This is a genomic window from Candidatus Polarisedimenticolia bacterium, assembly GCA_035764505.1.
In the GTDB taxonomy this organism is placed as follows: domain Bacteria; phylum Acidobacteriota; class Polarisedimenticolia; order Gp22-AA2; family AA152; genus AA152.
The window spans coordinates 22,282-33,709 of record DASTZC010000187.1 but is presented as its reverse complement, the minus strand read 5'-3'; the positions used below and the strand labels follow the sequence as shown (position 1 = coordinate 33,709).

Genomic DNA, 11,428 nt, shown 5'->3' with positions numbered 1-11,428 from the left:
CTTCTGCCGCAAATGGGACCGTTGCTCGCCGTCAGCACCGCCTTGCGCTTCGCCGACACGATCCTGCTCGAATCGGCCCTGTCGCTGGTCGGTCTGGGGGCGCCTCCGCCGGCGGTCTCGCTCGGAAGCATCATGGCCTCGGGGCGCGACGCCCTGGCGGAAGCCTGGTGGATCGCGGCATGGCCTGGCCTGCTCATCGCTCTTTCGGTCCTGGCGCTGCGCTCCACCGCCGTCTCTTCGGTGCGCGGCTCTGAGCCGCCCTCGGTGGCTTGAGACGCCTTGCATCCATCACGGAAAGCTTGATGCTTTTCCAGGGAGACTCGCCAGGGAGCGCAGCAAGGCGGCCAGGGCTTGCACGGAGGGATCGGAGCTCGAGAGCCCGATGACCCGCGTCACCTTCCCCGCGTCCAGGACGATTCGGGGTCCCCCACCGCCGCCGCGCCACCGATCCGTCCCCGCCTGGGTCAGTGCCCTGCGAACCTCCTCCATCTCCGACGCGTCGATCTTTTTCAGGAAAGTGGTTTGAACGCCCCGCAGACGATACAGGCTGCCGTCCCCCTCCAGCGCGATTCCGTCGGAGCCGTCCTCGTAGATCGTCAGGCGGGTGAATCCCGGAGCCTTGGTGCTCTCTTCATCCCGCGCTTCCTTCTTGTTTCCCGGCGCTCGATCCCCTTCCTGCGAGGCGGGCTTTGCTTTCTCCTCCATCGGCGCGGCGTTGCGAGCAGGGGGCAGCGAGCCGGCGGCCGGAGAGTCCTTGGCCAGCCCGAATCCCGAGAGAAGGCCTCCCGACACCCCAGGGGACACCGCCATTGTCTGGCGCGCGGCCACCGGAGCATCGCCGCGGCCGATGATTCCCTGGTAGGAAACGTCTTCGGGCATCTCGACCGGGACGCCGACCTGCGCGGAGGAGCCGGTCCAGTTGCTGATCTCGCTGTCCACCGCCACCAGCGACGTATAGGGCGTCATCAAGTGATGTCCCAGCCCCAGCCGGGTTATCGACTCGACCACCGACGGGCTCGGGCCGTCGTGCAGGTCACGCTCCAGCTGGTGGATGCGGGCCCGGGCCCACAGCCTGCCGAGCGCCTCGTGGCCCTCGGCCTTCTCCGGCAGCGTCACGTTGCGCCGGTAGATCCGGCGGCTCCCCCCGCTGAAGCCCTCCACCTCCACGACTCCCGTCCCGGCGCGTCGGTAGCGGCCCTGCAGGATCAGCGGCTGCCCGTCGAACAGATCGGGGGCCCGCTCTGGAATCGTGTCGGTCACCTCCAGATCGCGCCAACTGATATGGACATCGGTAAGGACCGGCGCGTCAATGCGCCGGGTGAAGCGCTGGACCATCTCATCGGGCGTCTCGCGCGGTCCCAGGAAGGCCGCTTCGCCTCGTCCCTCTTCCGCCAGCCCTTCCAGGAGGTAGCGGTTCACCGAGGAGCCGATGCCGAAAGCAAACAGCCTCGCTTCCCCCAGACGCGAGCGGACTTCCTTGAGAATCTCGCTCTCGTTGCCGATGTAGCCGTCGGTCAGGAACGCCACGATCCGCAGGCGGCGCGGGTCTTTGGGGAAATCGAGCGCGGCGCGGATTCCCAGGATCATCTCGGTGCCTCCTTCGCCTTGCAGCGAATCGAGGTAGGCGAGCGCCTTGCGCAGGTTGTCGCGCGTCGGAGCGAGCGGGCGGCTTCCCATCCCGGAGGTGGCGTCTGAGAAGCGCAGGATCTGGAAGGTGTCCTCGGGGCGCACGGCGCCCAGGGACCGCCGCACCACTCCTTTCGCAGCCTCCAGCGGCACGCCCGACATCGAGCCGGAGCAATCGAGGACGAAGACCAGCTCGCGAGGCGCCGCGGATGCGGTGTCGAAATCGGCGGGAGGCTGCAGGATCAAGGTGAAGACACCCGACGGATCGGACCCGCCTGGGTCGCGCCAGGCCAGCACGCCCACCTCGGGCTCTCCGCTCCCCACCTTCCAGCGCAGCTTGAAGTCGCGATTCGGGATCTCCTTTTCCTCTGCCGCCAGGGTGACCCGCTGACCTCCCTTTCCGAAAGGGGTGATCGAGATGCGGTGCGACGGGGACTGGAGCTCATGGGCCTCGACTCCGGCCTCGAGGCTCACCGTCATCGAGAAACGCTGGCGCGCATGGCTCCCCTCGGAGACGATCGGCGGCGCGATTTCGCCGGGATCGGTCTGGCGCGCCGGAATGAAGCGCGGCCCTACGACCGTCGGGAAGGAATACTCGCACGCCCCCTCGGCACAGCGGATTTCGTAATCGAAGGCGATTTTCACCTCGATCCGCTGGCGCGGGGCGAGATTGGCGACGCGCTGAGCGAAGACATTCGGGCGCTCCTGATCCAGCAATGCGGCCGTGCGGCCTTCCCTGCGGGCCTGCTCGTAGGCCTGGCGGGCTTCGTCCCGTCGGCGCATCTCGCCCTGGATGGTGCGCTCGCCGATGGTCAGCGTCATGTCATTGACGGCGGCATTCTCGGGAAGGGGGAAAATGTACAGGCCGTCGACCGGCTGGTCGTTACTGTTCTCCCAGGTCTGGGTGACCTCGACGTGGGCCACCGGGCCGGTAATCCAGGTCCGCACCCGCGTGCCCGCCAGGAGAAAAGGCGAAAGACTGTCGCTCGTGGCAGGGCGGCGGGGATCCGGGCGGAGGTCGTGAGGCATCGGAAGATTTTCCGGACGAGGCGATTCCTCGATTGCATCGCTCCGGACCGGAGATGGAGGGGACGGCGAAATCGAGCCAAGTAGCAGGAACGGGGCGAGCACCATTGCCAGGAAAAGCTTCATTCGCACGGGGGCCTCCTGTGACAGGGTTCGTTGCTGCACGCCTTGATCGACAGGCGTCGCGGCCCAAAGTTCCGAACAATTTTTTGACGCGCGGGAACTCCGGCGCCCCTTTCCTGTCCAACCTGGTGCGGCAAGGGTCCTGAAAGACTTTTGAATCCGGGCATGTCATGCTGGAGGCGATGGAACTTCGACCCGTGGAAAGGCCGGAGAGCGAGGAGGAGCTGGTTGCGCGGGCCCGGGAGGGGGATACCGCCGCCTTCGATCTGCTCGTCCGCGCACACCTCTCCACCGTCTGGCGGGTCGCCTGGAGGATTCTGCGGCGGAAGGAGGATGCCGAGGACATGGCGCAGGAGGTCTTCATGACGGCTTATCAGGCGCTGTCTGGCTATCGCGGCGAATGCCGGCTGTCGACCTGGCTGCATCGCATCACCGTGACCCGCTGCCTGAATCACCTGCGCTCCCGCGGCGAGCGGATCCGCCGCGCCTCGCGTCCCCTCGAAGTCTCGACCGAGCAGATGTTCGTTCCGCCGGAGGCAACCGACGCGACGACGCCGCTGCACGCTTTGGAGCAGAAGGAGATCGGCGAGCGGCTGGCGCGCTGCCTCGACCGGCTTCCTCCTCTATGGCGCAGCGCCCTGGCCCTGCGCGACGGGGAAGAGCTCTCCTACGAAGAGATGGCCGACGCGCTGGGCGTGCCGATCGGGACGATCCGGTCGCGTCTGGCCCGCGCCCGATCCGCATTGAGGGACTGCCTGGGCGGGGGGGAGCGATGAAATCCGAGCCAGGCGCCCATCCGCTCGAGCAGATCTCGGCTTTTTCCGACGGCGAGCTCTCTTCCGAGGAGTCGGTACAGGTACAGGAGCACCTGCGCTCCTGCCCCGACTGCCGCCAGGTCCTGCACGACATCCGCCGGATGAGCGCGGCCGTGGGCGAGGAGGCGGTCGCGGCGGCTCCCGCCGGGCTCGCGGCTTCAATCCGCCGGCGCATCGAAAGCGGATCGGAAGCGCGAGCCATTCGCCCGAGGGTCTCCTTCTGGAAATCACCTTTCCCACTGGCCACCGCGGCCGCGTTGATCCTGGTGACGGTGGCCTATCTGGGATGGCGCCATGAGCTTCCCCAAAGGAGTGCCGCCGATCTGGATGTCTCCACTTCGAGCCCGCCCCCCGAGGCGGCCCCCGTCGGTACCGAGGAGAACAAGAAGGCCGACCTGCAGCCGTCCGCTCCTCCCGATGCCGGTGCCGCCGGAGGGTTCGTCGCCTACGACAAGGAAGGGACCCGCCGGCAGGAGCTCGACGAGAGGATGAAGAGACAAGATGAGCCGGCGCGCGATGAGAAGGTCGAGATCGCCGATTCCCTCGACTACGCCGATGGCGCCGGCGCGAAGGCGAAGACAGCTCCGCGGCCCGGCATGGTAGCCGCGCCCACGGCGCCGCTGAGCAAGCAATCGGCGGCCGCCGCCGAGGCGTCACCCCAGCGCTCCGCGCTGCGGGCAGGCAAGGATGCCGCGGCCGACGACGAGACCGTGACGGGAGCCGCCGAGGGGGCACAGCTGGCCGCTCCAGATGAAGGCGCCGCCGTCGGCGAAGCGCGCTCGCTGGTCTACGAGGGACCTGACTTATCGGCCACTTTCGCGGAGGACGGCCTCATCACGGTGATCACCCGCGGCTATGCCTGCTCGGTGTCGGTGGATGCGCTCTCCCCGCCGCCGCCCGCCGGCAAGCCCGGACCGAAGGCGGTGGATGATCTCCCTTCCCTGTTCGCGGCGGCCGTGTCGAAGGAGTTCCTGGCGGCCCCCTCCCGGCCTGCCGACATGGTCGCTTCCCAGGAGGCGGCCCGGGAAAATCTCCTTTCCAGCCTGACGCTGCGCAACGGGAATGGCGACCCGCTGCACAGCGTCGCCTTTGGCGAGCCGCTCCAGGAAGGTGTCCCCGAGATCGTCCGCACCATGCGTCAGGGGATGCAGCGCCTCTTCAGCGTGCGCTACCGGGCCGAGCTGGAAAAACGCTGTGGACCGCTGCCTCCCCTCCTCGCCCCGGCGCGGTAACACTCGCCAGAGAGTTGCGTCGTCGACCGACCCCTCCGGCCGGACCCCCTGAAGCCGCGCCCGAAGGAGTGTGTGGATCCGCCGGGAATGCTAAACTGCCGGAGAAAAGGAGGGCAGAATGGCTGATTTCGTGAAAGTCGCATCGATCTCGGATCTCCCCGAGGGATCCTCCCGGTGCGTGGAGATTGGCGGAGCTTCGATTGCGCTGTTCAATATCGGGGGTCGCGTGCACGCCCTCGGCAATGCCTGCCCCCATCGCGGCGGCCCCCTCGGCGAGGGGTCCCTCAGCGGCTCCGTCCTCACCTGCCCCTGGCATGCGTTCGAATTCGAGGTCGGCTCGGGAAAGTGCCTGACCAACCCAAATCTTTCGACTCCCTGCTTCGCGGTGAAGCAGGAAGGACAGGACATCCTGGTCCAGATCTGATGCCCGGCCGCGCGGGCCGCTGCTACGGAGGTCCCAGAGAATGCCTCTCTCCACTTACAACCTCAAAGCCTGGATCGACGAGAACCGCCACCTCCTGAAGCCCCCGGTCGGAAACAAGATGGTCTGGAAGGATTCCGAGATCATGGTGATGATCGTGGGCGGTCCGAACCGCCGCAAGGACTACCACGTCGATCCCGGAGAGGAGTTCTTCTACCAGATCGAGGGAGACATGGTCCTCAAAGTGATCGAGGACGGCAAGCCGCGCGACATCACCATTCGCCAGGGGGACATCTTTCTTCTCCCGCCGTGGGTTCCCCACTCTCCGCAGCGCGGCGCCGACACGGTCGGCATGGTCGTCGAGCGCCATCGCGACGACGGCGAGAAGGACTCGCTGCGCTGGTACTGCGAGAACTGCTGGGAGGTCCTCTACGATTCGAGCTTCCAGCTCGTCGACCTGGGGACGCAGCTCAAGCCGATCATCGAGAGCTTCTACGCCGACGAGAAGCTGCGCACCTGCAAGAAGTGCGGCACGGTGATGCAGCCTCCGCCGCCCGTGCGCTGAAATCGTCCTGCTGCGCTCGATCCTCATCACGACTTCGGCGAGTGTGCCCGGAAGGAGCCTCGCCGGCGGAGGTTCCTTCATGAAGAAAGCCGCTCTCCTCCTGATCGCGGCAGGCCTTTTCGCCGCGGCGATTGCCCCGGCGCCCGCGGCGCCCGACCCGCCGGGCTCCGAGGTACGCTTCGACGCCACCTCGGGAATGCCGCGCGACGCGACCGCCCTTTGCGCCGACGGCTCCTGGTCGTCCTCGCAGGAGCGCAGCGGCACCTGCTCGGGGCATGGCGGCGTGGCGAAGTGGTTCGGCAAGCCTCCGAAGAAGGCGACCTTCCGCTGCAAGGACGGGACCTACTCGAAGGCGAAGGATTCTCAAGGCGCCTGCTCGCAGCACGGCGGCGTGGCCTTCGAGATCGAGAAGGCCCATCCGGCGAAATGAGCCGCCCCCGGAGGCGGATTGCTCCGGCCGGCCGGCAGTCCGCCCGGGCCGGCTTCTTCCGCGGCACCCGCTCCGAGGCAACATGAAAATCGATCTGCACACCCACATCCTGCCCGAGCGCTGGCCCGATCTCCGGCAGCGCTACGGCTACGGCGATTTCATCCGCCTGGATCACGCGGCACCGGGAAGGGCGCGGATGATGATGGGCGAGCGCTGCTTCCGGGAGATCGAGGCCAACTGCTGGGATCCCGCCGTGCGTCTGGAGGAGTGCGAGCAGTCCGGCGTCCGGGCGCAGGTGCTCTCCACCGTCCCAGTGATGTTCAGCTACTGGGCCAAGCCGCAAGACGGATTGGATCTCTCTCGCCTGCTGAACGATCATCTCGCCAGCATCGTGCGCCAGCACCCTGACCGCTTCGCGGGACTCGGTACGGTGCCGCTGCAGGATCCCGACCTCGCCGCCGCCGAGCTGGAGCGCTGCGTGCGCGAGCTGGGGCTGCGCGGGGCCCAGATCGGCACTCATGTGAACGACTGGAACCTGGATCACCCGGCGCTCTTCCCCTTTTTCCAGCATGCGCAGGAGCTGGGGGCCGCGATCTTCGTCCATCCCTGGGACATGCTCGGCAGGGAAAGAATGGGAAAGTACTGGCTGGCGTGGCTGGTGGGAATGCCCGCCGAGGTGTCGCTGGCAATCTGCTCGCTCATCTTCGGAGGCGTCCTGGAGAGGCTGCCGCGTCTGCGCATCGCCTTCGCCCACGGCGGCGGCGCCTTCCCGGGGACCCTCGGGCGGATCGAGCGGGGCTTCCTGGGACGTCCCGACCTGGTGGCGGTGGACAACCCGGTCAATCCGCGCGCTTATCTGGGCCGCTTCTATCTTGACTCCTTGACCCACGATCCCGATCAGCTCCGCCTCCTCCTGAAGCTCGCCGGAGCCCGGCGCATCGCCCTGGGGAGCGATTATCCATTTCCTCTCGGCGAGCCGCGTCCCGGCGGGATGATCGAATCGATGGCCGACCTGCCGCCGGAGACGAAGGACCGGCTCCTTTCCGGCACCGCGCTGGAGTTCCTCGGTCTGCCGCCGGAAAGCTTCATCGCATGAGCCACCCGCCTCGATGACTTCCCCGCGCCCGACCGATTACGCTCCGGATGAGGAATTCGCCCGACGCCTCGACGCGAACGACCCGCTGGCGCGCTTCCGCTCGCGCTTCCTCGTCCCCCGCCGCGGCGAGGGCGGGGAGCAGCTCTATTTCCTGGGGAACTCGCTGTGGCTGCTGCCGGCGGCGGCGCGCGAGCACGTCGAGAAGGAGATGGACGCGTGGGGGCGGAAGGCGGTGGCCGGCCATTTCGAAGGGAAGCTTCCCTGGGTCGATTACCACCGCAACCTGACCGCCCCGCTGGCGCGCCTCGTCGGCGCGCTGCCCTCGGAGGTGGTGGCGATGAACTCGTGCACCGTGAATTTACATCTGATGATGGTCAGCTTCTACCGCCCCACGCCGGAGCGACACCGGGTGCTGATGGAGGATTGCGCCTTTCCCTCCGACACCTACGCGGTGCAGTCGCAGATCCGCTTCCATGGCTTCGATCCGGCCGAAGCGCTGCGCGTCGCCCGGCCCCGCCCCGGCGAGTCGGTCCTGCGGACGGAAGACCTGATCGAGCTGCTCGAGCGGGAAGGCGACACGATCGCTCTGGTCCTGCTGGGAGGCGTGAACTACTTCACGGGACAGTTCTTCGACCTCGAATCGATCGGCGCGGCCGCGAGACGGCGCGGCTGCGCGGTGGGATGGGACCTGGCGCACGCCGTCGGCAACCTTCCCCTGCGGATGCACGATTGCGAGGCCGACTTCGCCGTCTGGTGCTCCTACAAGTACCTCAACGCCGGGCCCGGGGCCATCGGCGGCTGCTTCGTCCACGAGCGCCACGCCGGCGATGGGAGCCTGCCGCGCTTCGCCGGTTGGTGGGGCAACGATCCCCGGACGCGCTTCAGCATGCACCTGATCCGGAGCTTCGTCCCGGTGCTCGGCGCCGACGGGTGGCAGCTGAGCAATCCCTCCATCCTCGCGGCGGCACCCCTGCTCGCCTCGCTGGCCATCTTCGAGGAAGCGGGCCTCGAGGCGCTGCGCGCCAAATCGGTAGCGCTCACCGGCTATCTCGAGTTCCTCATCGATCGCATTCCCGGCGTGGCTTACGAGATTCTCACGCCGCGCGATCCGGCGGCACGCGGCTGCCAGCTGTCGCTGCGCGTCAAGCGGGACGCCGCCGCACTGCAGCGCCGCCTGGAGGGGGCGGGTATCGTCGCCGATCTGCGCGAGCCGGGCGTCCTGCGCTTCGCGCCGGTCCCTCTCTACAACACCTTCACCGAAGTCTGGCGCCTGGCGCAGGCGCTGGACGCCGCCGCCTCCGACTGAATGGTCGCCGCGGGGGCCTCGGCGCAGCGTTTCATCGTCGTCGGCGGGGGCCTGGGCGGCGCGCTGATGGCGGTCTACCTCGGTCAGGCCGGTCACGAGGTGGAAGTCTACGAGCGTCGCGCCGACCCGCGCCGCGCCCGTGCCGCCGAGGGGCGCTCCATCAACCTGGCGATCTCCACGCGCGGCCTGCACGCGCTCGAAAAGGCGGGGCTGAAGGAGAAGATCCTCTCCCAGGCAATCCCGATGCGCGGCCGGATGCTCCACGGGGCCGACGGGACGCTGCGCTTCCAGCCGTACGGCACGCGGCCGGAGCACACCATCAACTCGGTGTCGCGCGCCGGCCTCAATGCCCTCCTGCTCGACGCCGCCGAGGCGCTTCCGACCGTGAAGCTGCGCTTCTCGGCGCGCTGCACCGCCGTGGACCTGGATGCCGCCCGCGCCACCTTCCTCCTCTCCGACGGATCGGAATCTCATACGGCGGAAGGCGACGCTCTGCTCGGCACCGACGGCGCTTTTTCGACGGTGCGCCTGCAGATGCAGAAGACCGAGGGATTCGACTACCAGCAGGCGTTCCTGGATCACGGCTACAAGGAGCTGGTCATTCCACCCGCCGCCGGAGGGGGGTTTCTCATGGAGAAGAATGCGCTGCACATCTGGCCGCGCGGCGGTTCGATGCTGATCGCCCTGCCGAATCTCGACGGCTCGTTCACCTGCACCTGCTTCTGGCCGATGCAGGGGCCAGAGAGCTTCGCCACGATTCGCACCCCGGAGCAGCTCGAGGCCCATTTCCGGCGGCAGTTCCCCGATGCCGTGCCGCTCATGCCGACCTTACGGGAGGATTACGCCGAGAACCCGACCGGCTCCCTGGTGACCATCCGTTGCGAGCCCTGGCACCATCGCGACAAGGTGGTGCTGCTTGGGGACGCCTGCCATGCCGTGGTCCCCTTCTTCGGCCAGGGGGCGAATGCGGCGTTCGAGGACTGCGTGGTCCTCGAGGAGTGCCTGAGAGAATGCGCCGGGGACCGGGGGCGTGCCTTCGCCGAATACCAGGCTCGGCGCAAGGTGAATACCGACGCGCTGGCCGATCTCTCGCTGGAGAACTTCGTGGAGATGCGCGACAAGACCGCCTCCCGGCTGTTCCTCGCCGAGAAGCGGCTGGAGAAGGCGCTGCATCGGGCCTTTCCCTCCTGGTTCGTTCCGCTCTACACTCTGGTGACTTTCTCGAGGACCCCCTACGCCGAGGCGGTGCGCCGCGACCGCCGCCAGTGGCGGGAGGCGGGCTTCCTCGCCGCGGTGCTGGGAGCCGTTCTCCTGGCGCTCCTCATCCTTGGGATCATGCAATGGAGCTGAACTACGCGAACTATCTCAAGCTGGACCGGCTGCTGGATCTCCAGGAGCCGCGCTCGCAGCCCGCCGAGCACGACGAGATGCTGTTCATCGTGATCCACCAGGTCTACGAGCTCTGGTTCAAGCTGCTGCTGCACGAGCTGGAGGCCATCCAACGCGACTTCTCGGACAACGAGCTGTTCCGGGCGATCGCCGGATTCAAGCGGATCCGCACCGTCATGAAGACCCTGGTCGGCCAGCTCGACATCCTGGAGACGATGACCCCGATGTCGTTCTCGGGCTTCCGCGATCGGCTGGAGCGGGCCTCGGGCTTCCAGTCGTTCCAGTACCGCGAGCTGGAGTTCGTCCTGGGCGCCAAGCGGGCCGACCTGGTGACGGCCCAGGCGCCGGGCTCCGAGGCGCACCGCCGCCTCGACAGGCGGCTCCATGAGCGCTCGGTGATCGATCACTTCTACGACTTCCTGGAGGCGCGCGGCGCCCGCATCCCCGCGGAGATCAAAGGGCGCGACGTCACCCTGCCGGCAATCCCCGACCCCCGCGTGCAGGACGAGATCTTCCGGCTCTACCGCGAGCACGGTGATGTCGCGATCCTGTTCGAGCTGATGACCGACTTCGACGAAGGGCAGCAGGAGTGGCGCTACCGCCACGTGAAGCTGACCGAGAGGACGATCGGCAACAAGATGGGCACCGGCGGATCCTCGGGAGTCGATTTCCTGAAGGGGCTTCTCTTCAAGTCCTACTTCCCGGATCTCTGGGCGATCCGCCACCGGTTCTGAGACGATGATCTACGATATCACCCCGACCGTCACGGCGGGTCTCGCGGTCTGGCCGGGCGACACGCCGCCCTCGCGCGAGGTCCTGCTGGACATGGCGCGCGGCGACAATCTGACCTTGTCGACGCTGCGCGCCACCGTCCACCTCGGCGCCCATGCCGACGCCCCGAGCCATTACGGCGCCGCCGCCCCTTCGATCGAGACGGCCGATCTCGATCGCTACCTCGGGCCGTGCCAGCTGCTGCGGGTGAGCATGCCGCGCGGCACGCGCATCCAGCCGGAGCAGATCGCCACCCCGATTCGCGCCCCCCGCGTCCTGTTCGCCACCGGCACCTATCCCGATCCGCGCCGCTTCAACGAGGACTTCGCGGCGCTCTCGCCGGAGCTGATCGCGCTCTTGGGCGAGCAGGGGGTCACGCTGGTGGGAATCGATACCCCGAGCGTCGACCTGTTTTCCTCGAAAGACCTGCCGGCGCACCAGGCCTGCCTGCGTCACGACGTGAGGATCCTGGAGGGGCTCGTTCTGGAAGGGATTCCCGAGGGAACCTACGATCTGATCGCGCTTCCCCTCAAGCTGGAAGGATTCGACGCCAGCCCGGTGCGCGCCGTCCTGCGCCCGCTTTCCTGACTCCCTGCGGGCCCGCTGCGGTGGCGCGAGCCCTTCCGGT

The 11,428-nt window shown here is 67.7% G+C and carries 12 protein-coding genes and 1 pseudogene; 12 read left to right on the top strand and 1 reads right to left on the bottom strand.

Annotated elements, in window-relative coordinates; genetic code table 11:
- On the top strand, positions 1-273 hold a 273-nt coding region (locus VFW45_12625), incomplete at its 5' end, for an ABC transporter permease (protein ID HEU5181626.1).
- Between the two features lie 15 nt (positions 274-288).
- Here the strand turns inward: VFW45_12625 and VFW45_12620 are convergent.
- Positions 289-2,655 (bottom strand): VIT domain-containing protein, encoded by a 2,367-nt coding sequence (locus VFW45_12620; protein ID HEU5181625.1) that lies wholly within the window; start codon positions 2,653-2,655, stop codon positions 289-291.
- A gap of 302 nt (positions 2,656-2,957) precedes the next feature.
- Between VFW45_12620 and VFW45_12615 the strand changes: the two genes are divergently transcribed.
- The 11 genes and pseudogenes from VFW45_12615 to VFW45_12565 all read left to right on the top strand — a co-directional run bounded on the left by VFW45_12615 (position 2,958) and on the right by VFW45_12565 (position 11,388).
- Positions 2,958-3,551: a sigma-70 family RNA polymerase sigma factor gene (locus tag VFW45_12615; GenBank protein ID HEU5181624.1), complete on the top strand. Its 594-nt coding sequence runs from the start codon at positions 2,958-2,960 to the stop codon at positions 3,549-3,551.
- The gene (locus tag VFW45_12610) at positions 3,548-4,822 is read left to right on the top strand and encodes a zf-HC2 domain-containing protein (protein ID HEU5181623.1); all 1,275 of its coding nucleotides are present in this window, start codon (positions 3,548-3,550) and stop codon (positions 4,820-4,822) included. Before VFW45_12615 ends, VFW45_12610 begins: the two co-directional genes overlap by 4 nt.
- A gap of 118 nt (positions 4,823-4,940) precedes the next feature.
- Positions 4,941-5,246, top strand: coding sequence for a Rieske (2Fe-2S) protein (locus VFW45_12605; protein ID HEU5181622.1), 306 nt, complete (start codon positions 4,941-4,943; stop codon positions 5,244-5,246).
- Positions 5,247-5,286: 40 nt separating this feature from the next.
- On the top strand, positions 5,287-5,808 hold the full coding sequence (locus VFW45_12600) for a 3-hydroxyanthranilate 3,4-dioxygenase (GenBank protein ID HEU5181621.1): 522 nt from the start codon (positions 5,287-5,289) through the stop codon (positions 5,806-5,808).
- A gap of 79 nt (positions 5,809-5,887) precedes the next feature.
- Positions 5,888-6,103: pseudogene (locus VFW45_12595) on the top strand (DUF3761 domain-containing protein).
- Positions 6,092-6,238 (top strand): DUF3761 domain-containing protein, encoded by a 147-nt coding sequence (locus VFW45_12590; protein ID HEU5181620.1) that lies wholly within the window; start codon positions 6,092-6,094, stop codon positions 6,236-6,238. Before VFW45_12595 ends, VFW45_12590 begins: the two are co-directional and overlap by 12 nt.
- 82 nt (positions 6,239-6,320) lie before the next feature.
- A complete protein-coding gene (locus VFW45_12585) occupies positions 6,321-7,334 on the top strand; it encodes an amidohydrolase family protein (GenBank protein HEU5181619.1) in 1,014 nt (337 codons plus the stop codon).
- Positions 7,335-7,347: 13 nt separating this feature from the next.
- Complete coding sequence (gene kynU / locus VFW45_12580; protein ID HEU5181618.1) at positions 7,348-8,640, top strand: kynureninase; 1,293 nt, start codon at positions 7,348-7,350, stop codon at positions 8,638-8,640.
- Positions 8,641-9,990 carry an NAD(P)/FAD-dependent oxidoreductase gene (locus VFW45_12575; protein HEU5181617.1) on the top strand — a complete coding sequence of 450 codons (1,350 nt, stop codon included), beginning with the start codon at positions 8,641-8,643 and terminating at the stop codon, positions 9,988-9,990.
- Entirely contained in the window at positions 9,981-10,763 is a 783-nt protein-coding gene (locus VFW45_12570) for a tryptophan 2,3-dioxygenase family protein (protein ID HEU5181616.1), read from the top strand. The genes VFW45_12575 and VFW45_12570 overlap by 10 nt, the downstream gene beginning before the upstream one ends.
- 4 nt (positions 10,764-10,767) lie before the next feature.
- Positions 10,768-11,388 carry a cyclase family protein gene (locus VFW45_12565; protein HEU5181615.1) on the top strand — a complete coding sequence of 207 codons (621 nt, stop codon included), beginning with the start codon at positions 10,768-10,770 and terminating at the stop codon, positions 11,386-11,388.
- Positions 11,389-11,428 lie beyond the last annotated feature (40 nt).